26 protein-coding genes, 1 tRNA gene and 1 pseudogene are annotated in these 26,508 nt (G+C 60.6%); 17 read left to right on the top strand and 11 right to left on the bottom strand.

The features are described 5' to 3' along the window. Position 1: 1 nt before the first annotated feature. The 4 genes from AACQ95_RS02985 to rpoS are packed head-to-tail and all read left to right on the top strand — an operon-like array spanning position 2 to position 3,281. Complete coding sequence (locus AACQ95_RS02985) at positions 2–619, top strand: protein-L-isoaspartate(D-aspartate) O-methyltransferase (protein ID WP_043142113.1); 618 nt, start codon at positions 2–4, stop codon at positions 617–619. Further along, complete coding sequence (locus AACQ95_RS02980) at positions 616–1,197, top strand: YqaA family protein (protein ID WP_043142110.1); 582 nt, start codon at positions 616–618, stop codon at positions 1,195–1,197. The genes AACQ95_RS02985 and AACQ95_RS02980 overlap by 4 nt, the downstream gene beginning before the upstream one ends. Before the next feature lie 9 nt (positions 1,198–1,206). Next, positions 1,207–2,250 carry a peptidoglycan DD-metalloendopeptidase family protein gene (locus AACQ95_RS02975; RefSeq protein ID WP_241280531.1) on the top strand — a complete coding sequence of 348 codons (1,044 nt, stop codon included), beginning with the start codon at positions 1,207–1,209 and terminating at the stop codon, positions 2,248–2,250. Positions 2,251–2,297: 47 nt separating this feature from the next. Then, positions 2,298–3,281, top strand: coding sequence for an RNA polymerase sigma factor RpoS (gene rpoS, locus AACQ95_RS02970; RefSeq protein ID WP_042872653.1), 984 nt, complete (start codon positions 2,298–2,300; stop codon positions 3,279–3,281). Positions 3,282–3,369: 88 nt separating this feature from the next. On the opposite strand, the gene tsaD is transcribed toward rpoS, so the two are convergent. Further along, positions 3,370–4,383 (bottom strand): tRNA (adenosine(37)-N6)-threonylcarbamoyltransferase complex transferase subunit TsaD, encoded by a 1,014-nt coding sequence (gene tsaD / locus AACQ95_RS02965; RefSeq protein ID WP_241280530.1) that lies wholly within the window; start codon positions 4,381–4,383, stop codon positions 3,370–3,372. A gap of 179 nt (positions 4,384–4,562) precedes the next feature. Between tsaD and rpsU the strand changes: the two genes are divergently transcribed. From rpsU to AACQ95_RS02940, 5 genes are all read left to right on the top strand, one after another. After that, positions 4,563–4,778 carry a 30S ribosomal protein S21 gene (gene rpsU, locus AACQ95_RS02960; RefSeq protein WP_005309452.1) on the top strand — a complete coding sequence of 72 codons (216 nt, stop codon included), beginning with the start codon at positions 4,563–4,565 and terminating at the stop codon, positions 4,776–4,778. Between the two features lie 15 nt (positions 4,779–4,793). After that, positions 4,794–5,237, top strand: coding sequence for a GatB/YqeY domain-containing protein (locus AACQ95_RS02955; protein WP_043554942.1), 444 nt, complete (start codon positions 4,794–4,796; stop codon positions 5,235–5,237). 88 nt (positions 5,238–5,325) lie between these two features. Beyond that, positions 5,326–7,113: a DNA primase gene (gene dnaG, locus AACQ95_RS02950; protein WP_241280529.1), complete on the top strand. Its 1,788-nt coding sequence runs from the start codon at positions 5,326–5,328 to the stop codon at positions 7,111–7,113. A gap of 183 nt (positions 7,114–7,296) precedes the next feature. Beyond that, positions 7,297–9,192 carry an RNA polymerase sigma factor RpoD gene (gene rpoD, locus AACQ95_RS02945; protein WP_290019324.1) on the top strand — a complete coding sequence of 632 codons (1,896 nt, stop codon included), beginning with the start codon at positions 7,297–7,299 and terminating at the stop codon, positions 9,190–9,192. Between the two features lie 196 nt (positions 9,193–9,388). Continuing rightward, positions 9,389–9,465, top strand: a tRNA-Ile gene (locus tag AACQ95_RS02940). A 136-nt stretch (positions 9,466–9,601) separates the two neighbouring features. Here the strand turns inward: AACQ95_RS02940 and AACQ95_RS02935 are convergent. The 4 genes from AACQ95_RS02935 to purH form a co-directional block, all read right to left on the bottom strand. Further along, on the bottom strand, positions 9,602–10,165 hold the full coding sequence (locus tag AACQ95_RS02935) for a cytochrome b/b6 domain-containing protein (RefSeq protein ID WP_241280528.1): 564 nt from the start codon (positions 10,163–10,165) through the stop codon (positions 9,602–9,604). Beyond that, on the bottom strand, positions 10,146–10,520 hold the full coding sequence (locus tag AACQ95_RS02930; RefSeq protein WP_043142093.1) for a cytochrome b562: 375 nt from the start codon (positions 10,518–10,520) through the stop codon (positions 10,146–10,148). Before AACQ95_RS02930 ends, AACQ95_RS02935 begins: the two co-directional genes overlap by 20 nt. 280 nt (positions 10,521–10,800) lie before the next feature. Beyond that, positions 10,801–12,090 carry a phosphoribosylamine--glycine ligase gene (gene purD / locus AACQ95_RS02925; protein WP_241280527.1) on the bottom strand — a complete coding sequence of 430 codons (1,290 nt, stop codon included), beginning with the start codon at positions 12,088–12,090 and terminating at the stop codon, positions 10,801–10,803. 117 nt (positions 12,091–12,207) lie between these two features. Continuing rightward, positions 12,208–13,800: a bifunctional phosphoribosylaminoimidazolecarboxamide formyltransferase/IMP cyclohydrolase gene (gene purH / locus AACQ95_RS02920; protein WP_241280526.1), complete on the bottom strand. Its 1,593-nt coding sequence runs from the start codon at positions 13,798–13,800 to the stop codon at positions 12,208–12,210. Positions 13,801–14,220: 420 nt separating this feature from the next. On the opposite strand from purH, the gene zntR reads away from it, so the two are divergent. From zntR to AACQ95_RS02905, 3 genes and pseudogenes are all read left to right on the top strand, one after another. Continuing rightward, on the top strand, positions 14,221–14,658 hold the full coding sequence (zntR, locus tag AACQ95_RS02915) for a Zn(2+)-responsive transcriptional regulator (RefSeq protein WP_043142084.1): 438 nt from the start codon (positions 14,221–14,223) through the stop codon (positions 14,656–14,658). After that, a pseudogene (locus AACQ95_RS02910) lies at positions 14,648–15,215 on the top strand (dihydrofolate reductase family protein). Before zntR ends, AACQ95_RS02910 begins: the two are co-directional and overlap by 11 nt. Before the next feature lie 134 nt (positions 15,216–15,349). Next, on the top strand, positions 15,350–15,568 hold the full coding sequence (locus AACQ95_RS02905; protein WP_241280525.1) for an alternative ribosome-rescue factor A: 219 nt from the start codon (positions 15,350–15,352) through the stop codon (positions 15,566–15,568). Positions 15,569–15,685: 117 nt separating this feature from the next. On the opposite strand, the gene hemW is transcribed toward AACQ95_RS02905, so the two are convergent. Together hemW and AACQ95_RS02895 are read right to left on the bottom strand one after the other, a co-directional pair. Further along, positions 15,686–16,831 carry a radical SAM family heme chaperone HemW gene (gene hemW / locus AACQ95_RS02900; protein WP_043142076.1) on the bottom strand — a complete coding sequence of 382 codons (1,146 nt, stop codon included), beginning with the start codon at positions 16,829–16,831 and terminating at the stop codon, positions 15,686–15,688. Between the two features lie 83 nt (positions 16,832–16,914). Further along, a complete protein-coding gene (locus AACQ95_RS02895) occupies positions 16,915–17,511 on the bottom strand; it encodes an XTP/dITP diphosphatase (protein WP_241280524.1) in 597 nt (198 codons plus the stop codon). A 236-nt stretch (positions 17,512–17,747) separates the two neighbouring features. Here AACQ95_RS02895 and AACQ95_RS02890 point away from each other — a divergent pair, with 236 nt between their 5' ends. The 3 genes from AACQ95_RS02890 to AACQ95_RS02880 all read left to right on the top strand — a co-directional run bounded on the left by AACQ95_RS02890 (position 17,748) and on the right by AACQ95_RS02880 (position 20,606). After that, the gene (locus AACQ95_RS02890) at positions 17,748–18,911 is read left to right on the top strand and encodes a multidrug effflux MFS transporter (protein WP_043142070.1); all 1,164 of its coding nucleotides are present in this window, start codon (positions 17,748–17,750) and stop codon (positions 18,909–18,911) included. A 102-nt stretch (positions 18,912–19,013) separates the two neighbouring features. Beyond that, positions 19,014–20,063: an oxidoreductase gene (locus tag AACQ95_RS02885; protein ID WP_241280523.1), complete on the top strand. Its 1,050-nt coding sequence runs from the start codon at positions 19,014–19,016 to the stop codon at positions 20,061–20,063. A 309-nt stretch (positions 20,064–20,372) separates the two neighbouring features. Continuing rightward, on the top strand, positions 20,373–20,606 hold the full coding sequence (locus tag AACQ95_RS02880) for a hypothetical protein (protein ID WP_043142271.1): 234 nt from the start codon (positions 20,373–20,375) through the stop codon (positions 20,604–20,606). Between the two features lie 100 nt (positions 20,607–20,706). Here AACQ95_RS02880 and AACQ95_RS22595 read toward each other — a convergent pair whose 3' ends face one another. Genes AACQ95_RS22595 through AACQ95_RS02865 form a run of 3 tightly spaced genes read right to left on the bottom strand, consistent with a single transcriptional unit; the run spans position 20,707 to position 22,028 of the window. Then, positions 20,707–20,901, bottom strand: coding sequence for a hypothetical protein (locus AACQ95_RS22595; protein ID WP_043554932.1), 195 nt, complete (start codon positions 20,899–20,901; stop codon positions 20,707–20,709). Continuing rightward, positions 20,867–21,418 carry a GNAT family N-acetyltransferase gene (locus tag AACQ95_RS02870; RefSeq protein ID WP_043554930.1) on the bottom strand — a complete coding sequence of 184 codons (552 nt, stop codon included), beginning with the start codon at positions 21,416–21,418 and terminating at the stop codon, positions 20,867–20,869. Before AACQ95_RS02870 ends, AACQ95_RS22595 begins: the two co-directional genes overlap by 35 nt. A 55-nt stretch (positions 21,419–21,473) precedes the next feature. Further along, positions 21,474–22,028, bottom strand: coding sequence for a GNAT family N-acetyltransferase (locus AACQ95_RS02865; RefSeq protein ID WP_043554929.1), 555 nt, complete (start codon positions 22,026–22,028; stop codon positions 21,474–21,476). A 352-nt stretch (positions 22,029–22,380) separates the two neighbouring features. Here AACQ95_RS02865 and AACQ95_RS02860 point away from each other — a divergent pair, with 352 nt between their 5' ends. Continuing rightward, complete coding sequence (locus AACQ95_RS02860) at positions 22,381–24,150, top strand: M4 family metallopeptidase (RefSeq protein ID WP_043554927.1); 1,770 nt, start codon at positions 22,381–22,383, stop codon at positions 24,148–24,150. A 51-nt stretch (positions 24,151–24,201) separates the two neighbouring features. Here AACQ95_RS02860 and AACQ95_RS02855 read toward each other — a convergent pair whose 3' ends face one another. Continuing rightward, complete coding sequence (locus AACQ95_RS02855) at positions 24,202–25,101, bottom strand: LysR family transcriptional regulator (RefSeq protein WP_043142060.1); 900 nt, start codon at positions 25,099–25,101, stop codon at positions 24,202–24,204. A gap of 209 nt (positions 25,102–25,310) precedes the next feature. Between AACQ95_RS02855 and mdtH the strand changes: the two genes are divergently transcribed. Continuing rightward, positions 25,311–26,504, top strand: a complete 1,194-nt coding sequence (gene mdtH, locus AACQ95_RS02850) for a multidrug efflux MFS transporter MdtH (RefSeq protein WP_098980680.1) — start codon at positions 25,311–25,313, stop codon at positions 26,502–26,504. Positions 26,505–26,508: the final 4 nt, after the last annotated feature.

The raw sequence follows: 26,508 nt of genomic DNA, 5'->3' as shown, positions 1-26,508 counted from the left end.
TGTGATAGTACAGCGCCTGTTAAACCAGCTGATCGCACAGGACATTCGTGATTTCCGCGTACTCGCGGCGATTGCGAAAGTGCCGCGCCAGCTGTTTGTGGATGAAGCCATGGCCCACAAGGCCTGGGACAACACGGCGTTGCCCATAGGCCACGGTCAGACCATCTCCCAGCCTTATATGGTGGCGCGGATGACAGAGTTGCTGATCCAGAATGATCCGGCCCACGTGCTGGAGATCGGCACCGGCTCCGGTTATCAGACGGCGGTGCTGGCTCACCTGGTGGAGCATGTCTACACGGTGGAGCGGATCAAGTCGCTGCAGTTCCAGGCCAGACGCCGGCTGCGGCAGCTCGATCTGCACAATGTCTCCGCCAAGCACGGCAACGGCTGGCTGGGCTGGCCCAACAAGGGGCCGTTTGATGCGATCCTGGTGACGGCTGCGGCCAGCGAGGTGCCCACAGCCCTCACCGATCAACTGGCCGATGGTGGCCGTCTGGTGCTGCCGGTGGGGGACAGCCAGCAGACGCTGCAGCTGATCGAGCGATCCGGCTCCCAGCTGACCAGCAAGATCCTGGAGCCGGTGCGGTTTGTTCCCCTGATCGACGGAGATGTTGAGTGACCTTGTTTTCTCGTCTGTACGTGCTGGTGATGCAGTGGGCCCGCCACAAGTACGCCCCTTATTATCTGGCGATCACCGCCTTTGTTGAGTCGGTGTTCTGGCCGATCCCGGTGGACGTCATGCTGGCGCCCATGGCGCTGGCCAGGCCGCATAAGGCGTGGCACTACGCCGGGTTGGCGACAACCTTCTCCGTATTGGGGGCGTTGTTTGGCTATGCACTCGGCTATGCCCTGTGGGAGCCCGTGGTGCAGCCGCTGGTTGCCTCGGTGGGATATGAAGAAAAAATTAGCCTGGCCCGGCAGTGGTTCGAGCAGTGGGGCATCTGGGTGATTTTTATTGCCAGCTTCACGCCGATCCCCTACAAGGTGTTTACCGTCACGGCAGGCCTGCTGCAAATGGCGCTGTTGCCCTTCATCGTGACCTCGTTGATCGGTCGTGGCATGCGCTTTTTCCTGGTGGCAGGCCTGATGCGCTGGGGCGGTGAGAAGATGGAGCGCAAGCTGATGCACTATGTGGATGTGCTGGGCTGGCTCTGTATTGGTTTGGCCGTTGTGGCCTATTTCTGGTTTAGTCGTTAAGGATCCACTATGCGTTCGCGTGTTTGGCAAGGAAGCAGTATCGTCGTGTTGTCATGGCTGCTGCTCGCTTGCTCTTCCAGCAAGACTGCTGCTCCGGTACAGGGATTGGGCAATGATCGCCTCGTCTCCACAGTACCGACTCGTCAGGGGTCGGCTCAGCCGGCCATTCAGGGCAACAGCTACACGGTGAAAAAAGGGGATACCCTCTACTCCATCGCCTTCAACTCGGGCAATGATGTGCCGTCTCTGGCCAGCCTCAACGGCATCAGCCCTCCCTATAACATCTATCCAGGGCAACAGATCCGGTTCGATTCATCCGCCGGCAGTCAGACTGTTGCCCGCAGTGCCGGCACCTACCAGGTACGGCGCGGTGATACCCTGAGCAGCATAGGCCGTCAGTTTGGCATGTCGAATCAGACGCTGGCACAGAGCAACAGTCTGCAGGCTCCCTATGCACTCCACGTTGGCCAGGTGCTGAATGTGCAGTCTGCCAGCACGGGAGACAGCCAGATGGTCGCCGCGACCCGTCCGGTCACGCCACAAAGTACCGGCCCCAAACCTCTGGCGACAGCGCCATCAGGTACGACCACCCCATTTATCAAACAGAAAACGATTGCTCAGCCATCTTCAAAAGAATACGCTCAGATCAAAGAACAAAAAACAGACAATAAGCCTCAGTCGAGACTTTCTTGGCACTGGCCGACACAAGGCCGGATCGTCGAGGGTTTCTCCGTTGCAGAACAGGGAAACAAGGGCATAGATATCGCTGGTCAGAAGGGACAACCCGTCTACGCAGCGAGTGGCGGCAAGGTCGTCTATGCGGGTAGCGCACTAAGGGGTTATGGCAAGCTGATCATCCTCAAGCATGATGATGACTACCTCTCTGCCTACGCTCACAACGATGAGTTGCGGGTCAGGGAAGGGGACAGCGTCAAGGGCGGAGCAGTCATTGCCAACATGGGTAGCACGGACGCACCGGATGTGCGATTGCACTTTGAAATCCGGTATCGAGGCAAATCGATAAACCCGATGAGCCATTTGCCAAAGCGTTAACCCCAGAGAGTTAAGTCTTACTCTGGTTCAGGTCAGGGAGACACGCCATGAGCCAAGAACAACTGGTTATGCAGGATGCAGAGTTAGAGTTCGACGAGGAGCTGGAGACCCACGAGGAGGAAGAGGTTCGGGAAGTCGCGGCCGAGGTCGAAGAGACTATTTCCGACGAACTGATGGCACCGGAACTGAACAAGGTGATGGATGCCACCCAGCTCTATCTGGGGGAGATAGGTTTCTCCCCTCTGCTCACCGCCGAAGAAGAAGTCTATTACGCTCGTCGTGCCTTGCGAGGCGATAAAGCCGCTCGCAAGCGCATGATTGAGTCCAATCTGCGACTGGTGGTCAAGATCGCCCGTCGCTACAACAACCGCGGCCTGGTGCTGCTGGATCTCATCGAAGAGGGCAACCTCGGTCTCATCCGTGCGGTCGAAAAATTTGATCCCGAGCGCGGCTTCCGTTTCTCCACCTATGCCACCTGGTGGATCCGCCAGACCATAGAGCGGGCCATCATGAACCAGACTCGCACCATTCGTCTGCCCATCCATGTGGTCAAGGAGCTGAATGTCTATCTGCGTACCGCTCGTGAACTCTCCCATCGTCTCGATCATGAACCGACCGCAGAAGACATCGCCTTTGCGTTGGATCGCTCGGTAGACGACGTGAATCGCATGCTCAAGCTCAACGAGAAGATCACCTCTGTGGATACTCCCATCGGTGGCGATCGCGACAAGGCGCTGCTGGATGTGCTCTCTGACGAACGTGGCATGGGGCCCGAGCTGGAGTCACAGGATGACGACATGCGTGCCAGCATAGTGCACTGGCTGGAGGAGCTTAATCCCAAGCAGCGCGAGGTGCTGGCGCGTCGTTTCGGTCTGCTCGGTTATGAACCGGCCACGCTGGAAGATGTGGGGTCCGAGATCGGCTTGACCCGGGAGCGGGTACGCCAGATCCAGGTGGAAGGTCTGCGCCGCCTGCGGGAGATCCTGCTGGGGCAGGGACTCTCCATCGAGGCGCTGTTTCGTACCAATTAGCGAGTACCAATCAAGGCGCATTGGCGCTGCTGACAACAACAAAAAAGGGGCCATGAGCCCCTTTTTCATTGCAACCGGATCCGCAGGATCACACCGGATCCAGGGTGTCCAGCGGCCAGCGCGGCACGGCCTTGACTGCCAGTGGCTCGAATACACCGGCTTTGAGGCGCTGCATGCCAGCATAGGCGATCATGGCACCGTTATCGGTGCAATATTCGGTGCGCGGATAGAATACCTCGCCTTTGAGGCTCTCCATCAGCTCGGCCAGTTGGGCACGCAGGTGACGGTTGGCACTGACGCCACCGGCGACCACCAGCCGCGTGAGGCCGGTCTCCTTCAAGGCCCGGCGGCACTTGATGGCCAGGGTATCGACCACTGCATCTTCAAACGCACGGGCTATGTCGGCGCGGGTCTGCTCATCGTCGCCGTTGGCGGCTATGGTGTTGGCAGCAAAGGTCTTTAGGCCGGAGAAACTCATGTCGAGTCCGGGCCTGTCCGTCATGGGACGGGGAAAGTGGAAGCGACCGCTGGCGCCCTTCTCGGCCAGCCGGGAGAGCAGGGGGCCACCCGGATAGTCCAGCCCCATCAACTTGGCGGTCTTGTCAAACGCCTCACCGGCGGCATCATCGATCGACTCGCCCAGCAGATGATAACTGCCGATACCGTCAACCCGCACCAGCATGGAGTGACCACCGGAGACCAGCAGCGCCACGAAGGGGAACTCGGGCGCTCTATCTTCCAGCATGGGAGCCAGCAGGTGGCCTTCCATATGATGCACGGCGATGGCCGGTTTGTTCCACGCCATTGCCAGCGAGCGGCCTATGGTGGCCCCTACCAGAATGGCGCCAACCAGTCCTGGACCCGCGGTATAGGCTATGCCGTCTATGTCATCTTTATCCAGTCCCGCCTCTTGCAATGCGGCCTGGATCAAAGGGATCGTCTTGCGAACGTGATCCCGGCTGGCGAGCTCGGGGACCACGCCACCGTAGTCCGCATGCAGCTTGACCTGGCTGTATAACTGATGGGAAAGGATCCCTTTTTGATCGTCGAAGATCGCGATCCCGGTTTCGTCACAGGATGTCTCTATGCCCAATACACGCATTGCTAAAAAATTTCACTGCTAAAATGAGACGGCTATGGTAACCTTCGCGGGTTTTTTAAACCAGAGCGATCTCTGCGGGTTTACTTTCATTCCCTGTCCAGAGTATAATTTCGCACCATTTTAAGACATGCTGATCGACTGATGGTCAGCTAACAATATATCACTGAGGTGAAAGGCACATGCCAGTAATCAAAGTCCGTGAAAATGAGCCGTTTGACGTTGCTCTGCGTCGCTTCAAGCGTTCTTGCGAAAAGGCCGGTATCCTGTCTGAAGTTCGTAGCCGTGAGTTCTACGAGAAGCCGACTACCATTCGTAAGCGCGCCAAAGCGTCTGCTGTAAAGCGTCACGCCAAGAAGCTGTCTCGCGAAAACGCACGTCGTATCCGCCTGTACTAATCGGGAGATAATGCCGTGTCTCTGAAGGATCAACTCAAGGATCAACAAAAACTCGCCATGCTTGCCAGAGATAAGGCTCGCTTGGGGGCGATCCGTTTGTTGATGGCAGAAATCAAGCAACGTGAAGTTGATTCCCGTATCGAGCTCAATGATGAGGATATCCTCGCTGTCGTGACCAAAATGGTCAAACAGCGCCGTGATTCCATCAGCCAATTTGAAGCTGCCGGTCGCCAGGATCTCGCCGACAAAGAGTCCGCAGAGATCGTTGTGCTGCAGGAATTCCTGCCACAACAGCTGACCGCAGACGAAATTGCCGCACTGATTGAGCAAGCCATCGCTGAAAGTGGTGCTGCCGTCATGGCTGATATGGGCAAGGTCATGGCTGTCTTGAAGCCGAAAATTCAGGGGCGTGCCGATGTCGGCGCCGTCAGTGCTCAGGTGAAAACCCGCTTGGCGTAACAGGCAACTCTCTTGTTTGGTCGAAGAAGCCGTGCTTCCCTGGGAATGCGCGGCTTTTTTATTTTCTACGCAGTGAAACAGGACGGTTATGGCAGGCAGGATCCCACAATCCTTTATCGATGATCTGCTCGTACGCACAGACATAGTCGAGCTGATCGACTCGCGAGTGCGGCTGAAAAAAGCCGGTAAGAACTACCAGGCTTGCTGCCCTTTTCATAACGAAAAAAGTCCTTCTTTTACCGTCAGCCAGGAGAAACAGTTCTATCACTGCTTCGGTTGTGGCGCCCACGGCAATGCCATCGGCTTTGTCATGGAGTACGACGGTCTCGAATTCCCCGATGCCATCGAAGAGCTCGCCAGCATGCAGGGCATGCAGGTGCCTCGCGAGCAGAGCATTGGCGGCTCGACCAATAGTCAACCGGCCGTCAGCAAGGATCTCTATGAGCTGATGAACCAGATCGCACGCTTCTACGAGAGCACTCTCAAGAGTGCACCCCAGGCGGTGGAATACTTGAAGGGGCGCGGTCTGACTGGTGAAGTGGTCAAGCGTTTCAATATCGGTTATGCCCCCGCGGACTGGGATCAGGTGAGACGCCGCTTTGGCGCCAGCCGGGATCACGAGCAACTGCTCATCTCGGGCGGCATGCTGATCACGCGTGACAGCGGTCCCGGCAGCTATGATCGCTTTCGCGATCGCATCATGTTCCCGATCCGGGACAAGCGAGGCCGGGTCATAGGTTTCGGTGGCCGGGTGCTGGGAGAGGGTACGCCCAAGTACCTCAACTCGCCGGAAACCCCCATTTTCCACAAGGGGCGGGAGCTGTTCGGCCTCTATGAGGTGAAGCAGGCACACAAGGATCCTCGCAGGATCCTAGTGGTGGAGGGCTACATGGATGTGGTTGCGCTCGGTCAGTACGACATCGATTATGCGGTGGCTGCACTGGGTACTGCCACCACCACTGACCATATTCACACCCTGTTTCGTACCACGGCCGAAGTGGTCTGCTGCTATGACGGCGACAAGGCCGGCCGTGAGGCGGCCTGGCGGGCGCTGGATAATGCCCTCTCTCATCTGCAGGATGGGCGTGAACTCAAGTTCGTATTCCTGCCCGATGGTGAGGATCCCGATTCGCTGGTCCGCCAGATTGGCAGGGAGGGTTTCGAGGCCCTGCTGGATCAGGCACAGCCTTTCGCCGACTTCATGTTCGAGCGTCTGGGGCGGGATGCTGCACTGTCCGGTGAGGCGGGCAAGTTCGAGGTGGCCAACAAGGCTGCCGAACTGATCCGCCGGGTACCGGAGGGGTTTACCCGCGAGGGTCTGATCACCCGTCTCTCCAGCATGATGCGTTGGGGTGAGAACAAGCAGCGAATTGCCGAACTGTTCGCCCGCAATAGCCAACCCAAGGCCGAACTCACCAAACCCAAGGCCGCCAAGCTGACGCCGCTGCGTCGGGCACTGGCTCTGATGGTGCAATATCCGGCGGTGACGGCCGAGCTGCCGGCCATGCCTGAGCTGGCCGGGCTGCGGGTACAAGGCATCAAGTTCCTGTTGCAGCTGCATCAGCAGATCCTGGCCCAGCCTGGGATCACCACTGGCATCTTGCTGGAGCATTGGCGCGGCACCAAAGAGGGCGAGATCCTCGCCCAGCTGGCGATGCACGACTTGTTTGAAGAGATCAAGCTCGACCAAGAGCCGGATATTCTGGGAGAGCTGCAGGATACCTTCGTCGGTTTCATCAACCAGTTTCTGAAGCAACGAATTGAAGAACTGCAGGCCAAGGTGGCTCAGGAAGGGCTAAGCTCTGAGGAAACGCAGGAGCTGATGATGCTGATCAGAGAGGTACAGATTGAGAAAAGAAATGAGAGTGGGGCTTGATATTTGAGTGATTAGTCCCAATATGAATACCGTTGCCCGAATCGACGGGATTAAAAGCAAAAATTTTATAACCGCCTGGCCCCGACAATACTGCGGGCAGGGGTTTCTCATGACCGACGCCGCAACCAGACATAGCATGTCTGGCGGTTTTCTATTAGAATTGGCTATTTGCGCAGCAGCGCACTGTACGCGCAACCTAGCAACACCAACCGGATGAGTTCTATGGAGCAAACCCCGCAGTCTCAGCTTAAACTCCTCGTTGCCAAAGGTAAAGAACAGGGCTACCTGACCTATGCCGAGGTGAACGATCACCTCCCGCAAGACATTGTCGACTCTGACCAGATCGAAGACATCATCCAGATGATCAACGATATGGGTATTCAGGTGGTTGAAAACGCCCCGGATGCCGATGACCTTATCATGGCTGAAGGTGGCACCGCCGATGAGGACGCTGCCGAAGCAGCTGCCCAGGCACTGGCATCTGTTGAATCTGAGATTGGTCGTACGACCGATCCCGTCCGCATGTACATGCGGGAAATGGGTACCGTCGAACTGCTGACCCGCGAAGGCGAAATCGACATCGCCAAGCGGATCGAAGACGGTATCAACCAGGTACAAAGCTCCGTTGCCGAGTACCCGGAAGCGATTACCTATCTGCTTGAGCAGTATGATAAATACGAAGCCGAACAGCTTCGTCTGTCCGACATCATCTCGGGTTTCATCGATCCTAACGAGACCGACGACGTCGCGCCGACCGCGACTCACATCGGTTCTGAACTCGGCGAAGACGATCTGGCCGACGAAGACGAAGATGAAGACGAAGATGAAGACGAAGACGGCGAAAGCTCGGACGACGACGGTGACGGTGGTCCGGATCCGGAAGTCGCTCGCGAAAAGTTTGGCGAGCTTCGTGCCCAGTATGAGGTAACGCGCCTCTCCATTCAGAAGAATGGCCGCGCGCACGAAGATACCCAGGCTGCGATTGCCCTGCTGGCCGATGTGTTCCGTCAATTCCGCCTGATGCCCAAGCAGTTCGATCGCCTGGTCAACAACATGCGCGAGATGATGGAGCGGGTCCGCGTACAGGAACGCATCATCATGAAACTCTGCGTTGAGCAGGCCAAGATGCCGAAGAAAACCTTCGTCGCGGCCTTCACCAACAACGAGTGTGAAACTGCCTGGTTTGAATACCAGAAACAGGCTGGCAAAGCCTGGTCTCCGCGTCTGGTCGAGATGGACGAAGAAGTGCTGCGTTCCATCGGCAAGTTGCAGCAGATCGAAGAAGAGACTGGTCTCTCCATCGCCCAGATCAAGGACATCAACCGCCGCATGAGCATAGGTGAGGCCAAGGCCCGCCGTGCGAAGAAAGAGATGGTTGAGGCCAACTTGCGTCTGGTTATCTCTATCGCCAAGAAGTACACCAACCGTGGCCTGCAATTCCTGGATCTGATCCAGGAGGGCAACATAGGTCTGATGAAGGCGGTAGACAAGTTTGAATACCGTCGTGGCTACAAGTTCTCGACTTACGCTACCTGGTGGATCCGTCAGGCCATTACCCGCTCCATCGCGGATCAGGCCCGTACCATCCGTATCCCGGTACACATGATCGAGACCATCAACAAGCTCAACCGTATCTCCCGTCAGATGCTGCAGGAGATGGGTCGTGAACCGAACCCGGAAGAGCTGGCCATGCGCATGGGCATGCCGGAAGACAAGATCCGCAAGGTATTGAAGATCGCCAAGGAGCCCATCTCCATGGAGACGCCCATCGGTGATGATGAAGACTCCCACTTGGGCGACTTCATCGAAGATACTACCCTGGCTCTGCCAGCGGATGCGGCGACCAGCGAGAGCCTGCGCAATGCGACCCGCGAAGTGCTGGCTGGCCTGACCGCCCGCGAAGCCAAGGTACTGCGGATGCGTTTCGGTATCGACATGAACACTGACCACACCCTCGAGGAAGTGGGCAAGCAGTTCGACGTCACCCGTGAGCGTATTCGTCAGATCGAAGCCAAGGCACTGCGCAAATTGCGCCACCCGAGCCGCTCGGAAGTGCTGCGCAGCTTCCTGGACGAATAGTCCCGGGGATGTGCCCAGAGCCGTCGTCTCAAAAGCCCCGCCATGCGGGGCTTTGTTTTATCCGGACTTTACGGGACGTGAGCGGGTTGGCAGGAATATTGGCAGGAAAGTGGACAAAATGTCGCCAAGTGGTTGATCTACCTATAGACTGGCTTCTCTACATCCCCTATAATCCACGCCGCAAAACCAACAATCTGGCCCCTTAGCTCAGTTGGTTAGAGCAGTCGACTCATAATCGATTGGTCGCCCGTTCAAGTCGGGCAGGGGCCACCAAATTCAGTAAAAAGGCCGCTCATCATGAGCGGCCTTTTTGTTTCTGGCTATTACCAGCGTCGATCCAGAGCGGCAGAATAGAGGGCAATGGTGAGTCGACAAGGGACAGACCCGAGGCGAGGGTCTGTCTGACATATCAGGAGTGCTGATCCTGACGCGCCGGCGCTCGCTGCGGGCGTGCGCCGCGCACCGCAGGCAACATGCGCGCCACCAGATTGCTGCGCTGGCGCCAGGAGGTGAATGCGAGGGCCGTCAGGTGCAGCGCGATCAGCCCTTGCAGCGCCCAGGTACACCAGAGGTGCCAGTCGTCGGCTCCCAGTTCGAAACCCAGCTCTGTGTTCTGGAACCAGCCGCTACCGGCGGTGGCCAGTACGGTCAGCCAGAGCGCCCATACCGCCAGCTTGCCGCTGCCGTGATGGCCTGGGGTCGCCGGGGTGCGTTCACGCAACGCCACGGCCTGCTGGCGAAAATCTGCCCGGCTCGGGATCAGGGCTCGCAGCCGGGCATGGCCCCTGGCGAAAGAGATCCCCCACACCAGGCGCAGGCTGATCAGTGCCATGGCGGCATACCCCAGCCATTCGTGCCACTCTTCCCCGGCCTCGTTGAGCCAGAGGTTGCCGATACAGGCGGCCGCCACACCCCAGTGGGTGAGGCGGACCAGACTATCCCAGTGAAAGGGCTCAGCCTTTTTGCTTGGCATATTTGTGGTACTCCTTCTTCAGGTCATTGACCTTGGCCAAGTGCTCGCGCGCCTTGGCTTCGTCACCCGCCTTGAGGGCTGCCAGGCTGGCATCCAGCTCGGTCTGCACTTCGTTCATGCCTTCCAGAAACTTCTCTTTCTTGGCGGCCGGCATGTTCTTCTGCTTGGCGACGTCGAGCTGAGCCTTCATCTCGTTGATGTGTTTCTCCATGGAGGCTGCGTCGCCGGCCTTGACGGCCTGCTTGTAGTTGAAGCCGATCTTCTTCATCGGTTGTTCCAGCTCGCCGGCCATGGCGGGCAGGGTCATCAGGCCAAACATCAGGGGCAGCAACAGGGGGCGAACAGTTTTCAACATGGGATTTCCTTATTTAACGACATGCTTATCAATTTAGATTGGTTTCTTATGAACCCTTATTTGGCGTTCATGTCAGGCATGATGCCATGAGCCACCGTGAACTGTTTGTGAAAATTGCTGTTTTTTGTCACAAATGGTAACGCCAGAGGGGAAAATGTGAGGGCGGTGGCGAGGGATCCCCCTGGGGCAAGGGTGAGAGCCGTTAACAAATCCAGCCGGTCGCACCATATGAAAAAGGGCCCGCAGGCCCTGATGATAATCTGTGTGTCACAGGTGGAAATTACTGCTCCTGCTCGCGCTCTATGGCACGCCAGCCGATGTCCTTGCGGTAGAAGAGGCCGTCCCACTTGATGCGAGCCGCCAGCTGATAGGCCCGCTGCTGGGCTTCGGCGACGGTATGGCCGAGGGCGGTGGCGCACAGCACGCGGCCACCCTGGGTCAGGCTGGTATCCCCTTCCAGCCTGGTGCCGGCATGGAATACCTTCTCGCCGGCCACTTCATCCACCGGCAGCCCGCTGATGGGGCGATTGCTGCTGTAGTCGCCAGGATAACCACCCGCTGCCAGCACCACGCCGATGGCGGCGCGGGGGTCATAGATGGCCTCCTTCTGATCCAGCTTGCCGGCGCAGGCGGCCAGGCAGAGTTCCACCAGATCGGATTGCATCCGCAGCATGATGGGCTGGGTTTCTGGGTCGCCGAAACGGCAGTTGAACTCGATCACCTTGGGGTTGCCCTGGCCATCTATCATCAGGCCGGCGTAGAGGAAGCCGGTGTAGACATTGCCTTCGGCCGCCATGCCACGCACGGTCGGCATGATCACCTGCTCCATCACCTTCTGGTGCACGTCAGCCGTCACCACAGGGGCCGGGGAATAAGCCCCCATGCCACCTGTGTTGGGGCCTGTGTCGCCATCGCCGACTCGCTTGTGATCCTGACTGGTGGCCATGGGCAGCACGTGCTCGCCATCCACCATGACGATGAAGCTCGCCTCTTCCCCGTCCAGAAACTCTTCGATCACCACCCGGGCACCCGCTTCCCCGAACGCATTACCGGAGAGCATGTCGCGCACCGCTTCCTCCGCCTCGGCGAGGGTCATGGCGACGATCACGCCCTTGCCCGCCGCCAGACCATCGGCCTTGATGACGATGGGGGCGCCCTTCTCACGCAGGTAGGCCAGTGCCGGCTCCACCTCGGTGAAGTTCTGGTAGTCGGCGGTCGGAATGGCGTGACGGGCCAGGAAATCCTTGGTGAAGGCCTTGGAGCCTTCCAGCTGGGCGGCGGCGGCGGTCGGGCCGAAGATGGGCTGACCGGCGGCGCGGAAGGCATCGACCACCCCTTTCACCAGCGGCGCTTCCGGCCCGACTATGGTGAGGCCTATCTGTTTTTCCCTGGCGAAGGCCAGCAGTCCCTCGATGTCGGTCGCCTCGATGGCGACGTTCTCGACGCCCGGCTCCAGCTGGGTGCCCGCATTGCCCGGTGCCACGAAGACGTGGTGTACCAGTGGGGAGTGTTTGGCCTTCCAGGCCAGGGCGTGTTCACGACCGCCGTTGCCAATGATCAGTACTTTCATCGTATCGCTCGCTTCTATTCGTGGTAACCGGCTCAGCCCGCAGATGGCGCGTCGCCGGTTGAAAATAGTCAGTGGAAAAGAGACAACAAAAGGGCCGCCGGCGGCGACCCTGACCCATCAGTGACGGAAATGGCGCATGTTGGTGAACACCATTGTCATGCCGTGTTCGTCGGCGGCGTCGATCACCTCCTGATCGCGCATCGAGCCACCCGGCTGGATGACGCAGGCGATGCCGGCGGCCGCGGCGGCATCTATGCCATCGCGGAACGGGAAGAAGGCATCGGAGGCCATGACGGAGCCCGCCACCGTCAGCCCTTCATCCTCGGCCTTGATGCCGGCGATCTTGGCGGAGTAGACCCGGCTCATCTGGCCGGCGCCGACGCCTATGGTCTGGCCCTCTTTGGCGTAGACGATGGCGTTGGATTTGACGAACTTGGCCACTTTCCAGCAGAACAGCAGGTCTTTCAGCTCGGCCTCGGTCGGCTGGCGCTTGCTGACCACTTTCAGGTCGCCCTGGGTCACCATGCCAAGATCCCGCTCCTGCACCAGCAGGCCGCCGTTGACCCGCTTGAGGTCAAAGCCCTGGGCCGGCGCAGTCCACTGGCCGCATTCGAGCAGGCGTACGTTCTGCTTGCTGGCAACGGCGTCACGGGCTGCCTGGCTGACGCTCGGAGCTATGATCACTTCCACGAACTGGCGGGCGACTATGGCGGCGGCGGTGGCACCATCCAGTTCGCGGTTGAAGGCGATGATGCCGCCAAACGCCGAGGTGGGGTCGGTCTGGTAGGCGCGATCGTAGGCCGTCAGCAGGTCGTCACCAATGGCCACGCCGCAGGGATTGGCATGCTTGACGATGACGCAGGCCGGCTCGTTGAACTCCTTCACGCACTCCAGCGCCGCATCGGTATCGGCGATGTTGTTGTAGGAGAGCGCCTTGCCCTGCAGCTGTTGGCTGCTTGCGACTGAGCCCGGTGCGGCCTGCTCTTCAGCATAGAAGGCGGCAGCCTGATGGCTGTTTTCGCCGTAGCGCATGTCCTGCTTCTTGATGAACTGGCTGTTGAAGGTGCGCGGGAAACGGGACTCGGCGTCGCCTTCCTTGTTGTCACCATAGCTAGGCACCATGGTGCCGAAGTAGTTGGCGATCATGCCATCATAGGCGGCTGTGTGCTCGAAGGCGGCGATGGCAAGGTCAAAACGGGTAGCAAGCTGCAGGCTGTTGCCGTTGGCATCCATCTCGGCGATCACGCGCGCGTAGTCGGCTGCCTTGACGACTATGGCTACGTCTTTATGGTTCTTGGCGGCGGAGCGAACCATGGTCGGGCCGCCGATGTCGATATTCTCGACCGCATCGGCCAGGGTGCAGCCCGCTTTGGCCACGGTCGCGGCGAAGGGGTAGAGGTTGACGACAACCATGTCGATGGGGGAGATAGCGTGCTGGGCCATGATGGCGTCATCTTGATCGCGACGACCGAGAATGCCACCGTGGACCTTGGGATGCAGGGTCTTGACCCGGCCATCCATCATCTCGGGGAAACCCGTGTAGTCGGAGACCTCGGTCACCGGCAGACCCGCATCGGCGAGCAGCTTGGCGGTGCCGCCGGTGGAGAGCAAGGCCACGCCACGTTCGTTGAGTGCCTTGGCAAATTCCAGGATGCCAGTCTTGTCAGACACACTCAGCAGTGCACGGCGAATGGGTCGAGCTTGTTCCATCACACTATCGTCCTCAGCATAACGGGGACCGTTCCATGGGAGACGAGGCTCAACACAGAGAGTCCCCAAATAAATGGAAGTGGGGGATTTCGCAAACCACTCTCGCCAAAAAGACCTGCTGTTGGCAAACGTGTTTTAGGAAATGCCCGCTTGACGCGGCGCTCTCTTGTGGGCGCGTATTCTACACAAAAAATGTGAGCCGTGGTGGATTTTTTAAGGTGGCAAAGCCTTGTCCGGTGCGGTGTTAAACGTTTTCTGGTGGTTTTTTGTGAAACGTTTGTCTTTTCAGTGTTTTGATGGAAAAAAGTGACCGCGGCACCTTTAGCTTGCCCGTTTTCTGCCCCTGGCTGGCAATCCATTGGCAAAGGGGCGATAGTGGGTTCCGGTTTTTTGAACGGCAAATTCAATGGGGGAGAGGGCATGTATCGGATCGGGGAATTGGCCAAAGCGTGTGGGGTAAAGGCGGATACCTTGCGTTTTTACGAGAAGAACGGCCTCATCTCGCCCGGGATCCGTAACGAGTCCGGCTACCGCCTCTACGGCGAGCAGGACAGGCGGCGACTGGAATTCATCATACGTGCCAAGTCGGTGGGCTTCTCCCTTGCCGACATAGGTGAGCTGCTGGATCTGGACACCAACAAGGCCAAAGTCACCTGTCAGGAGGTGAAGGCGGTGGCCGACACCAAGCTGGCCCAGGTGGAGCAGAAGATCATGGAGCTGACCCGCTTTCGCGAGAACCTGCGCGAGCTCTCCAACATCTGCTGTGGCGGCCCGCGCTCGGCGGAGCACTGCGCCATCCTCGAGACGCTGGAGTCCGGAGCCCCGTCCCGCCACGAGCATCACGATCATGAGCACTGAATCTATCAGCACCAAGCACAGCCCCCGGATCTCCGCCTTCCTGGCGCTCTCCCTCGACGGCTTCATCGCCGGGGAGGGGGACAGTCTCGACTGGCTGACCCCCTTTTCCAGCGACTCGCCGGAGGAGACCGGCTACAACACTTTGATGGCGAGCGCAGATGCACTGCTGATGGGGCGCAACACCTTCGATGTCGTGCGCGCTTTCCCGGAGTGGCCCTACGGTGACAAGCCGGTGGTGGTGCTGACCCACAGGTCGGCCGAGCCGGCTGTGAACGTCTCTTTCCGGCAAGGCGCCCTGGCGCAGGTACTGAGCGAGCTGTGGCAGGAGGGCGCGCGCCACCTCTATCTGGACGGCGGCAATCTGGTGCGCCAGGGCCTGCAAGCCGGGCTTGTCGACGAGCTGACCCTGTGCTGGGTGCCGGTCACCCTGGGCGCTGGCGTGCCGCTGTTTGCGGGCACCCTGCCCGGCGGCCTTCAACCCCGTCTCCAGCACTCTGCTGCCGAGTGGTCTGGTGCGGGTCGTCTACCGGCCGGGATCCTTGCCGCCCGCCGCGTGAATCCTTGCGCCACCCTCACTTGCACTCGGCTTCGGGGAGGCGCACAATCGGCGCGTTTTTCGCCACCTGGGGATCCACTTCGGCCAGGCGTTGAACAATCGCTTACTAGAGTCAGTCATCGCAAAGGAGCCGATATGGTCAAGCAGAAGGTGGCCATCGCCACCACAGAGCCCGCTCACGATCATCAGCGCGGGGTCATCCAGGACAATCACCTCAAGGCATTGGTGACCTCCCCCCTGTTCCAGGCAAGGGTTGAGCCCAGCAAGAAGGGCAAGGGCAGTTATCAGCGCAAGGCCAAGCACGGCAAGCGGTGGGAGCCCGGCCAACAGCAGATGATAAGCGTCTGCTGCTGAGCGGGTTTCTGCCGAAGGCAGGAAGTAAAAACAATCGGGGCGCCAATGGCGCCCCGATTGTTTTTCTCTGTCTGCAAAACGAGATCCAGGTCTTGCAGCAAGACAGTGAACAAGTGCTCATTCATCCATAAAGAGCTCGAGCAGCACATTCAGGTAGCGATGGCCGAGGGAGGTCAGCTGCCAGCTGTCGCCGAGATCCTCGATCAGCTCCTTGGTCTGGGCAATCGCGAGCATAGTCTCCACCCGCTCCAGGCCCAGGCCGGTGTAAGCCTCGAACTCCGCCTTGGGGGCCGGCTCGAACAACCTGAACCGGTTCATGAAGTACTCCAGCGGCAGTTCGTCCTCGCTCACCTGCCACTGCTTGTCCAGATAAGGACGGGCGGGATCCAGATAGCCTTTCGGGTGCTTCACCTTGGCGCTGCGCAGTATCTGGCCGGAGGCCAGATCCGTCATCTTGCCGTGGGCGCCGCAGCCGATCCCGAGATAATCGCCGAAGCGCCAGTAGTTGAGGTTGTGGCGGCATTGATAGCCCGCCTTGGCATAGGCCGAGATCTCGTACTGCTGATAGCCCTGGGCGGTGAGCATGGCGTGACCCTGCTCGTAGATGTCCCACAGGGTGTCATCCTCCGGCAGGGTGGGCGGCTTGGAGGCAAAGGCCGTGTTCGGCTCTATGGTGAGCTGATACCAGGAGAGGTGCGGCGGCGCGCAGTCGATGGCCTGCTGCAGGTCATAGAGGGCGTCGTCCAGGCTCTGATCCGGCAGGCCGTGCATCAGATCTAGGTTGAAGGTGGGCAGCGCGATGGCGTGGGCCAGTTCGGCGGCCTTGCGCGCCTCTTCGGGGCCGTGGATGCGGCCGAGCCGGGTCAGTTTTTCTTGCTGGAAGCTCTGTACTCCGATGGAGATGCGGTTGATGCCTGCCCGCTGGAAGCCGGCGAACTTGTCCGCCTCAACCGTGCCCGGGTTGGCCTCCATGGTGATCTCGCAATCCGGGGTCAGCGCGATGCGGGCCCGTACGCCATCCAGCAGGGTTTGCATCGCCTCTACCGTCAACAGGCTGGGGGTGCCACCACCGATAAAGATGGAGGAGAGCGGACGCCCCTGGGCCCACTTCAGATCCTGATCCAGATCCTCCAGCAGGGCGGCCACGTACTCGAGGTGAGGCAGCTCCCCTTTCTGGGCGTGGGAGTTGAAGTCGCAGTAGGGGCACTTCTGGACGCACCAGGGCACATGGATATAGAGGGAGAGGGGCGGCAGTTGCAGCATGGGGCTTCCAATAATCAAAAATAAAAACGGGGGCTGACGGCCCCCCATTGTAGATGAAATGCGTGCCGGCGTATGGTCCGGACTCAGTGAGCCGCCGCCAGGGCCTCTTTCAGCCTGGCCAGCGCCTGGCCGCGATGGCTGAGCTGGTTTTTCAGCTCGCTCGGCATCTGGGCCGAGGTGCAGTCATGGTCGGGCACGAAGAACACAGGATCATAACCGAAACCGTGCTGGCCGCGCGGTTCGTCGATGATCATCCCTTCCCAGCTCGCCTGGCAGATGATGGGGGTGGGATCATCTGCATGGCGCATGTAGACCAGCACGCACCAGAAGCGGGCGCTCTTGAGGTAATCGGGGGCGCCTTTGAGCTCGGCCAGCAGCTTGTCGATGTTCTCCTTGTCGCTGGCATGCTCGCCGGCGAAGCGGGCTGAGTAGACGCCGGGGCGACCGTGCAGCAGATCCACTTCCAGACCCGAATCGTCGGCGACGGCGGGCAGACCCGTGATGCGAGCGGCGTGGCGGGCCTTTATGATGGCATTCTCGACGAAGGTGGTGCCTGTCTCTTCGGCATCAGGCACAGCGAACTCGCTCTGTGGGATCACCTGGATCTTCATATCGGCCAGCATGGCGGCCAATTCCTTCACCTTTTTCTGGTTACCTGTTGCCAGGACAAGCTTGTTCATCGAGCACCTCCGCAAAAATAATCTGCGCATTCTATGCGGGGCACGCCTTGAGTAAAAGCGCCAATTGCCCTCAATACCGCCCTGGCTTGCCACTCCTGTGACCCCGGTGGAGATGCGAACAACATACATGTTTCCGTATAGGAATAACCAAAGTGATTAAATACCATTTCAATTCATTACTGTGAGTCAGTAGACTCGCGCCCCAATCGATTTTCCCTTACGGCTTGAGGTGACTGATGCCATTGATTCTTCTGCTTGTCCTGCTGGTGCTGTTCAGTCCATTGGCCATTGACATCTACCTGCCCGCCATCCCGCAGATGGCCGAGCAGCTCGGTGCCGAAGTGACCCTGATGCAGGGCACCATCACCTGGTTCCTGTTCAGCATGGGACTGGGGCAACTGCTGGTAGGGCCGCTCGCCGACCGTTATGGCCGCAAGCCCATCGCTCTGGGCGGCGTGCTGCTTTATGGCCTGAGCGCACTGGCGGCCGGTTTTGCCGCCAGCCTGGGTGAGCTGATGCTGGCGCGGGTGCTGCAAGGCTTCGGTGCCTGTGCCACCTCGGTCGCTGCCTTCTCTGTGGTGCGTGACAGCTATGGCCCCAAGAAGAGCGGCCAGATGATCTCCTACCTGAACGGCGCCATCTGCTTCATTCCTGCGCTGGCGCCGCTGCTCGGCGGCTGGCTCACCGCCAAGGCTGGCTGGTCTGCCAACTTCTGGTTCATGGCCGGTTATGCGGTCGTCGTCGGCAGCTGGCTGCTGTGGCGCATGCCGGAGACCCGCCCGGACGAGACCAGCAGCAGCGGCCCGCTCATCAGCTGGTCCCGCTACAGCCCTGTGCTGCGCTCCCCGAGCTTCCTGTTCAACGCCTCTCTTTGCATGTTGGCGATGGCGGTGATCCTGGCCTATGTCACGGCTGCGCCAGTGCAGCTGATGGTGAAGCTGGGGCTGGACATGAGCGGCTTCAGCTACTGGTTCACCGCCAATGCGGCGCTGAACATACTGGCCTGCTTCCTGGCGCCCCGCTTCATCGCCAGAGTGGGGCCGAGACGCACGCTGCGCATCGGCCTGCTGGTGATCACGCTGTCGGCCATAGCACTGACCCTGGTGCAGCACGTCGAGCATCCGCTGGCCATGATGGGGCCCGTGTTCTTCTCCAGCATCGGCTTTGCCATGGTGCTGGGGGCGGCAGCCGGCATGGCACTGGCCCCCTTCGGCCACTGCGCCGGGACGGCGGCGGCCCTGCTCGGTCTGTTCCAGATGAGCGGCTCTGGCGCCCTGGTGGGGATCACTGGTTGGTTGATGCCGGATCCGCTCAATCAGCTGGCGTTGCACATGTGGCTGCTGTTGCCGCCGCTGTTGCTGCTGTTGACCCGGCAGGGCCGGCGCTTGTGTTTGCAATAAATCCTGTGCTCTGATGGGCACACTCAGGGGGCCATGAGCCCCCTTCTCTTTTGCAGGCGGCACCTCGCCTGACCCTAATGACAGACCCGTGGAGAAAACCGGATGAGCCAGACTCTCAACGCCGCCCTGGTGGGCTATGGCTTCGCAGGCCAGACCTTTCACGCCCCCTTCCTGACCAGTACTCCGGGGCTCTCCCTCGGTTGGGTAGTGAGCCGGGATGCCGCCAAGGTGCAGGCCGATCTGCCCGGTTGCCGGGTCGGCTCGCTGGAGCAGGTGCTGGCCGATCCGAACGTCGATCTGGTGGTGATCGCCACACCGAACGATACCCATGCCCCCATAGCCCGTCAGGCGTTGCTGGCCGGCAAGCACGTGGTGATCGACAAGCCGTTCGCGCTGGATCTGGCCGAGGCGAAGGCCCTGGTGGAGCTGGCCGGGAAGCAGCAGCGGCTGCTCAGCATCTTTCACAACCGGCGCTGGGACGGAGACTTTCTCACCGTACGCCGCCTGCTGGCAGAAGGTGCCCTGGGGCAGATCGCCCAATTTGAATCCCACTTCGATCGCTATCGTCCACAAGTGCGCCAGCGCTGGCGCGAGGCGGGCGGCCCGGGCTCGGGTCTGTGGTTCGATCTCGGTCCCCACATTCTGGATCAGGCGTTGCAACTGTTCGGCCAACCGGACTGGCTGCAGGCGGATTTGGCGCAGCAGCGCCCAGGCGCCCTGGCGGATGACTACTTCCACCTGGTGCTGGGCTATGGCGAGTTGAGAGTGATATTGCACGGCAGCTGTCTGGTGTCGGCCACCATGCCCCGTTTCGTCATCCACGGCAGTGAAGGCTCGTTTATCAAGTTCGGCATGGATGTGCAGGAAGATCAGCTCAAGCTCGGCAAGCGGCCACCGGCGGCGGACTGGGGCCTCGACAGCGAACCCGGCCAGCTCAGCCGCATTCGGGATGGTCAGCTCCAGCAGCAGACTGTGGTCGGTGAGGGCGGGGATTATGGCGCCTACTATCGCGGCGTCTGCGCCGCCATCAAGGGGGAGGGAGAGAATCCGGTGCCGGCCAGCGAGGCACTGGCGGTGATGGCGCTGCTGGATCTGGCCCGTGACAGCCACCAGCAAGGGAAGCGGCTGGCTTGTCAGAACTTGTCTGACTGAGATGCATATCTCGCCTCTCACCCGAATGGGGAGAATCGCCGTTTATCGCCAGTAATTACGCCAGTTGCGGTGTTTTATTGTACAGGTTGACCGAATGGTGAGTGTTTTGTATTAATGTTTGTCGTTGTAGCAGTTCTTTTCATCCAGCCAACGAGAAAATATCATTGTGATACTCGTTTTCATTAGGCGCGTATGGGGATATATTTCGCGCGCCTCTTGGCTCCCGGCCTATGGGTTTCTAACCGGGTGAAAGGACGCACTGTGATGGTTGAACGAACCATCTCTCCATATTTTTTTGAGGGTATGCACATGAACAAAGTACTGGTAGCCGGTATCCTGGGTCTGATGTTGACCGCTTGTGGTCAGAAAGAAGAAGCCGCCGCTCCGGCTGCTACTCCGGCCGCCGACGTTGCTGCAACTGTTGAGAAAGCCGCTAGCGAAGCCACCTCTACCGTAGAGAAGGCTGCTTCCGAAGCGACTGCAACCGTCGAGAAAGCTGCCTCCAAGGTTGAAGCCGCAGTGAGCGATGCCAAGGCCAACTAAGCCTGCACCTCTGCTGAAGACGGGTCCGGAGCCAAGCTCCGGACCCGTTTTTTTATGTCTGGCGGGCAAGGTCCCCCGCGGTTGGCCAGCCCCTTCTTGCCTAGACCGCCGGGTTGAGCCGGGCGGTGAGCACATGATCCTCCCAGCGGCCATTGATCATCAGATAGTCACGGGCCAGGCCCTCCCGCTCGAAACCGAGGCGCTCGAGCAGGGCGGCGCTGCGCAGTGTGATGGATTGGCATATGGCTGGCCTGATGGCGTTAGACCGCCGGGTTGAGCCGGGCGGTGAGAACATGATCCTCCCAGCGGCCATTGATCATCAGATAGTCCCGGGCCAGGCCCTCCCGCTCGAAGCCGAGGCGCTCGAGCAGGGCACCACTGCGCAGATTGGTGGGCATATAGCTTGCCATGACGCGGTGCAGGCCGTGCTCCCGAAACAGGTACTCGATGCCGGCCTCGACCACCTCCTGCATCAGGCCCTGGCCTTCATGGGCCTGATCGATGGCATAGCCAAGATGGCAGGCCTTGAACATGCCCATCAGTATGTGGGTGAAGTTGCAGGTGGCGATCACCTGCTCGCCCTGGGGGTCGAGCGCCACCAGATGAACGGCGCTGCCGTTGAAGAACTGGCCATAGCTGTCGCGCAGGCGGCCATGCCAGTGGCTCAGGGTATAGAAACTCTCGTCCCGGCTGGGTTCCCAGGGGGTGAGGTGAGCGCGATTGCGCAGATAGAAATCCAGCATCAGGTCGGCCCGCTCGGGCGGCAATACGGTGAGTCGGGTACGGGCCGTGCTGAGGTGCGGTAGTGCCATCAAGGTTCCCTCTGTGGATTCATAAGCATGGTGCCAGCCAGGGCGGCCTCGGCCATCAGTGATCTCGTTGCCTTAACCACTCATCGCGCAGCAGGCCGTAATGGACGTGATCCACCACCCTGTCCGCCAGCCGTTCGGCCCGCCGGCTGATCCCCTCCTGCTGCATGCCGAGTCGCTCGCACACAGCCCGGCTGGGCTCGTTCTCCACCGCCGCGCTGATCTCGACCTTCTCCATCCCCATCTCCTCGAAGGCGTGGTGGATCAGGGCCTGACAGGCGCGGGTGATGATGCCGTTGCCCTGCCAGCGTTCCGCCAGCCAGTAGCCTATGGTGACCTTGGCCAGCGCCTGATCGATCTGGTTGTAGCCGATGACGCCGACCACCTCGCCCTGATACTCGATGGCGGTGGTCAGCCCCTCGCCGCGGGCAAACTTCTCGATGGCGTGGCGGATGAAGGTGGCGCTGTCGGCCGGTTGCTGTATGTAGGGGGGCCAGGGCAGCCATTGGGTCAGGTAGTCACGGTTCTCCCGGCACAGGCCAAAGAGTTCGCTGGCCATGTCGGGCTGCAGGAACAGCAGCGCCAACTCATCGTCCAGTTGCCATGAAAACATCCTTACCTCCCTGCCGCGTCTTGGCCCGGTGCGGGCCGCCAAACAGCCAATGTAGCCAATCAACCCCTTGTGCGCCAAGGACTTTCAGTCTCTCGCCTGCGTTCGCTATCCCCATATGGAGGGGCCTGTCTTGGGGGCTGTACGAGGCCTTGTCATTCTCCGCCCTTTTTTAGCGTCATTCACTGCCTTTAGTTCTGTTTGCGCTACCAAACATATGAAACAGCAGATCCTGCTACCGGTTCGTGCTGCGCTGTCACATATGACAGGCAGCAATTTCGATCGTGCCAACTAGTGTAGGAACGCCGGGCAACGGACCCGGCGTGCAATCTTCATCGACTTAAGGAAAGACGAGATGAACAAAGTCTATTTGGCCGTGGTATTGGCCTGCTGGGGAAGCGCAGCGCTGGCTGCAGAACAGGTTGACGTACATCAGGTGGCGGGCATTCAGGGGGCACCGAGCGGTGCCGCTGGGGTGAGCGCGCTGGCCGGGGATGGCGAGTTTCGTCAGGTGCGGGCGGTCAAGCTGCCCAATGGCCAGCAGCGGGTGCGCTATGAGCAGACCTGGCACGGCATCCCGGTCTGGGGCCAGGTGCTGGTGGCCGAACAGTCCCTCGGTGGTCAGATAAGCCAGGTCTCCGGCCAGATCCTGCGCCAGATCGATGCCGACGTGGCCAGCCCGACCGCCGCCCTGTCACCGGCCGATGCCGCTGGCAAGGCCCGTGCCGGGGCCAAGGGCAGCAACGAGCGGGTCAAGCTGTTCGTGATGCAGGATGAGGCCGGTCAGGCCCGTCTGGTCTATCTGGTCTCCTGGCTGGCGGCAAGCGAGCAGCCGAGCCGTCCCTTCGTGGTGATCGATGCCCAGAGCGGGGCCGAGCTCAAGCGCTGGGAGGGGATCAACCACAAGGACGCCACAGGCCCGGGTGGCAACGTCAAGACCGGCAAATACTTCTACGGCTCCGACTTCGGCCCCCTGCTGGTGGACGACAGCTGCCGCATGACCAGCCCGAACGTGGACACGGTCAACATGAATCACGCCACCACGGGGGGGGCCGTACACCAGTTCACCTGCCCGGAGAATACGGTCAAGGAGATCAACGGTGCCTACTCGCCGCTCAACGATGCCCACTACTTCGGCAACGTGGTGTTCGACATGTACCGCAACTGGTACAACACGGCGCCGCTCAGCTTCAAGCTGAAGATGCGGGTGCACTACAGCCGCAACTACGAGAATGCCTTCTGGGACGGCAGCCAGATGACCTTCGGTGACGGCGCCACCACCTTCTACCCGCTGGTGAGCCTGGACGTGGCCGCCCACGAGGTGAGCCACGGTTTCACCGAGCAGAACTCGGGTCTGGTCTACTCGGGCCAATCGGGCGGCATCAACGAGGCCTTCTCCGACATGGCGGGGGAAGCGGCTGAAAATTACATGAAGGGCAGCAACGACTGGCTGGTCGGGGCCCAGATCTTCAAGGGCAACGGCTCGTTGCGCTACTTCGAGGATCCGACCCGTGACGGCAGCTCCATCGGTCATGCCAGCGATTACTATGACGGCATCGACGTGCACCACAGCTCGGGTGTCTACAACCGTGCCTTCTACCTGCTGGCCAACACCAGTGGCTGGAATACCCGCAAGGCCTTCGAAGTGTTCGTGCTGGCCAACCGCCTCTACTGGGGCGCCAACACCACCTACGATCAGGGCGCCTGCGGCGTGACCAAGGCGGCCACCGATCTGGGCTACAGCGTGACTGACGTGGCGGCGGCCTTCACCACGGTCGGCGTCAACGCCTCCTGCGGTACCACACCGCCACCCCCCGGCAGCGTGCTGCAAAACGGGGTCCCGGTGAGCGGGCTCTCCGCCGCCAAGGGTGGCAAGGTGAACTTCACCATCGACGTGCCGGCCGGCAAGAGCCAGCTGGTGGTCGCCAGCAGTGGCGGCACAGGCGATGCGGATCTCTATGTGAAGTTCGGGGCGCTGCCGACCGGCACCAGCTATGACTGCCGCCCTTACAAGAGTGGCAACACCGAGACCTGCACCCTGAATTCGCCCAAGGCGGGTACCTGGTATGTGCAGCTGAGCGGCTTCAGCGCCTTCTCCGGTGTGACCCTCAAGGCGACCTACTGATCCCTGCTTGATGTGACTTAGCGTTTGGCGCCGGACTTGTCCGGCGCTTTTTTATGCGGGTTTGCCAGACCAGCGCCGGGCCAGGGTGCGAGCGGCTTCCAGCACCCGCTCCTTGGCGGGGTTGGGCCGCTTGCCGCTGCGCCAGGCCATCATGACATCCCAGTGATCCTGCGGCAGATCAACCACATCCAGCTGGACCAGGCGGCCAAACTCCAGGTCCCGGCTGATGGCGAGCGCCGGCATCAGGGTGATGAAGCCGTGTTCCAGCGCCAGTTCCCGCGCCGCGCTGGCGGGCTGGATGGCGTGCAGCGGGCTCGCCACCTGGCGCAGCAGTCGCAGTTGCAGGATCAGCTCGTCGCAGCCTGTGCCCCACTGCTGGGGGGCCAGCCGTTCGTTGGCTATGTCCTGCAGGGTCAGCCCCTGCCGTCCGGCCAGCGGATGGGTGGCGCAGGCCACCGCTATGATGGGGGAGCGGTAGAGCAGTTCGAGCTGGATGCCGGCGATGGCCGGGCATTTGAGGATGAAGCCGACGTCTGTCTCACCGGTCAGCAGCTCCTGCATTATGATGCCGGAGTGATCCGTGTTGCAGCGGATCTCGAACGCTTCATCCACCAGTGCCAGCAGCAGGGGGCCAAACACCACGGTCGTCAGGGAGGGCAGGCAGGAGAGCTTGATGCGGGGCAGGGCAGGCGCCCCCTGCATCGCCAGGCGTCCCCCTTCCAAGGCACTCAGGGCCGCCGCCGCCGCAGGCAGAAACTGCTCGCAGGCTGGAGTGGGCGTGGCGCCGCGTCTGTGGCGGCGAAACAGGGGTTGTCCCAGCGCCTGTTCCAGCACGGCGATCCGCTGGCTGACCATGGGTTGCGACCAGCCGCGAATGGCCGCCGCCTTGCTGAAGCTGCCGCGATTAACCACATCCAGTAGTAATTGCAAGTCATCCAGGGTCATAGCCATAACGTAATCCAATATGAAATATAGCCAGTTGTCGGCTACCACTATATCTGGCGGCCTTCCAGAATAGCAGTATCAATCGTTGTGCATTGGCATATTGCCATGCCGGGTCAGAGGGTTGCAGTCACCCTTGACCCGGTTTGGCGACGGCGTCATCCGGGCGATGAGACGAGCGAGTTGGATGTCATTAGCGAAGCAGGGGTCAGGCAGTCATGGTGGAGCGAGCGAGGCGGTTGGGGCGGTGGTTTTTGGCGTTGGATTCCCTCTTGGTGATCCTGGGTTTTTTCGTGGTGATGCCCATGATCAGCCTGCGCTTCGTGGATCAGCTTGGCTGGGCGGCCGGGGTAGTCGGTCTGGCGCTGGGGCTGCGTCAGCTGACCCAGCAGGGGTTGGGGGTGCTGGGGGGATCGCTGGCAGACAAGTTTGGCGCTCGGCCACTCATAGTGGGCGGCATGTTGTTGCGGGCCGCGGGCTTTGCCAGTCTTGCCTATGCCCAGAGCGGGCTTGAACTGATCCTCTCCTGCATCATCTCGGGGCTGGGGGGCTGTCTGTTCGATCCACCCCGGGCCGCCCTGGTGATCAAGTTCACCCGTCCGCGCCAGCGGGGTCGCTACATCTCCCTGCTGATGATGCTGGAGAGCGCGGGCGCCGTGGTGGGGGCTCTGCTCGGCAGCTGGCTGCTCAACTTCGACTTCGAGTATGTCTGCCTGCTGGGGGCCGGTCTGTTTGTCTGTGCGGCCCTGTGCAACCTGCTGATCCTGCCGCCCTACAAGCTCTCGCAGCGGCCGACGCCGATCCGGGCCGGCCTCGGCCAGGTGCTGGCGGACAAGGCCTTCTGCCGGCTGGTGCTGATCCTGAGCGGCTACTACGCGCTCTGGGTGCAGGTGATGCTGATCTTCCCCATACTGGTGAAACAGATGGCGGGCAGCACCACGGCGGTGGGCTGGATGTATACCCTGGAGACCGCCATCTCGCTGGCGCTGCTCTACCCTCTCGCCCGCTATGGCGAGAAGCACTTCAAGCTGGAGAGCCGGCTGATGGCGGGCGTGTTGCTGATGACGGCCGGTATCGGGCTGGTGGCGTTTGCGACCACGTTGCCCGCCGTCTTCATGCTGCTTGCCTGTTTCTATCTGGGGATCGTCATCGCCGAGCCGGCGCGGGAGACCCTCATGACCAAGCTGGCGCAGCCGGGCGCGCGTGGCAGTTACATGGGCTTCAGCCGGCTGGGGCTGGCGCTCGGTGGCATGACGGGATACGTGGGGGGAGGTGCCCTGCATGATTACGCCAATGCCCAGGGGCAGCCCTGGTTACCCTGGCTGGTGTTGGGGACGGTCGGTGTGACGACCTTGCTGCTGCTGGTGAACTGTTTTCACCGCGAGCCGAGTCTGGCGCGGGTCAACATCTGACAGG

It is taken from the genome of Aeromonas sp. MR19 (assembly GCF_963899305.1).
GTDB classification, from domain to species: Bacteria; Pseudomonadota; Gammaproteobacteria; order Enterobacterales; family Aeromonadaceae; genus Aeromonas; species Aeromonas bestiarum.
Note: the sequence above shows the minus strand (reverse complement) of the source record. Positions and strands in the feature narration are given on the sequence as shown.

Coding starts and splice junctions, on each gene's coding strand:
- AACQ95_RS02975 (WP_241280531.1), top strand. CDS start 1,207: ATGCGTTCGCGTGTTTGGCAAGGAAGCAGTATCGTCGTGTTGTCATGG.
- rpoS (WP_042872653.1), top strand. CDS start 2,298: ATGAGCCAAGAACAACTGGTTATGCAGGATGCAGAGTTAGAGTTCGAC.
- tsaD (WP_241280530.1), bottom strand. CDS start 4,383: ATGCGTGTATTGGGCATAGAGACATCCTGTGACGAAACCGGGATCGCG.
- rpsU (WP_005309452.1), top strand. CDS start 4,563: ATGCCAGTAATCAAAGTCCGTGAAAATGAGCCGTTTGACGTTGCTCTG.
- dnaG (WP_241280529.1), top strand. CDS start 5,326: ATGGCAGGCAGGATCCCACAATCCTTTATCGATGATCTGCTCGTACGC.
- AACQ95_RS02935 (WP_241280528.1), bottom strand. CDS start 10,165: ATGCCAAGCAAAAAGGCTGAGCCCTTTCACTGGGATAGTCTGGTCCGC.
- AACQ95_RS02930 (WP_043142093.1), bottom strand. CDS start 10,520: ATGTTGAAAACTGTTCGCCCCCTGTTGCTGCCCCTGATGTTTGGCCTG.
- purD (WP_241280527.1), bottom strand. CDS start 12,090: ATGAAAGTACTGATCATTGGCAACGGCGGTCGTGAACACGCCCTGGCC.
- purH (WP_241280526.1), bottom strand. CDS start 13,800: ATGGAACAAGCTCGACCCATTCGCCGTGCACTGCTGAGTGTGTCTGAC.
- zntR (WP_043142084.1), top strand. CDS start 14,221: ATGTATCGGATCGGGGAATTGGCCAAAGCGTGTGGGGTAAAGGCGGAT.
- AACQ95_RS02905 (WP_241280525.1), top strand. CDS start 15,350: ATGGTCAAGCAGAAGGTGGCCATCGCCACCACAGAGCCCGCTCACGAT.
- hemW (WP_043142076.1), bottom strand. CDS start 16,831: ATGCTGCAACTGCCGCCCCTCTCCCTCTATATCCATGTGCCCTGGTGC.
- AACQ95_RS02895 (WP_241280524.1), bottom strand. CDS start 17,511: ATGAACAAGCTTGTCCTGGCAACAGGTAACCAGAAAAAGGTGAAGGAA.
- AACQ95_RS02890 (WP_043142070.1), top strand. CDS start 17,748: ATGCCATTGATTCTTCTGCTTGTCCTGCTGGTGCTGTTCAGTCCATTG.
- AACQ95_RS02885 (WP_241280523.1), top strand. CDS start 19,014: ATGAGCCAGACTCTCAACGCCGCCCTGGTGGGCTATGGCTTCGCAGGC.
- AACQ95_RS02880 (WP_043142271.1), top strand. CDS start 20,373: ATGAACAAAGTACTGGTAGCCGGTATCCTGGGTCTGATGTTGACCGCT.
- AACQ95_RS22595 (WP_043554932.1), bottom strand. CDS start 20,901: ATGTTCTCACCGCCCGGCTCAACCCGGCGGTCTAACGCCATCAGGCCA.
- AACQ95_RS02870 (WP_043554930.1), bottom strand. CDS start 21,418: ATGGCACTACCGCACCTCAGCACGGCCCGTACCCGACTCACCGTATTG.
- AACQ95_RS02865 (WP_043554929.1), bottom strand. CDS start 22,028: ATGTTTTCATGGCAACTGGACGATGAGTTGGCGCTGCTGTTCCTGCAG.
- AACQ95_RS02860 (WP_043554927.1), top strand. CDS start 22,381: ATGAACAAAGTCTATTTGGCCGTGGTATTGGCCTGCTGGGGAAGCGCA.
- AACQ95_RS02855 (WP_043142060.1), bottom strand. CDS start 25,101: ATGGCTATGACCCTGGATGACTTGCAATTACTACTGGATGTGGTTAAT.
- mdtH (WP_098980680.1), top strand. CDS start 25,311: ATGGTGGAGCGAGCGAGGCGGTTGGGGCGGTGGTTTTTGGCGTTGGAT.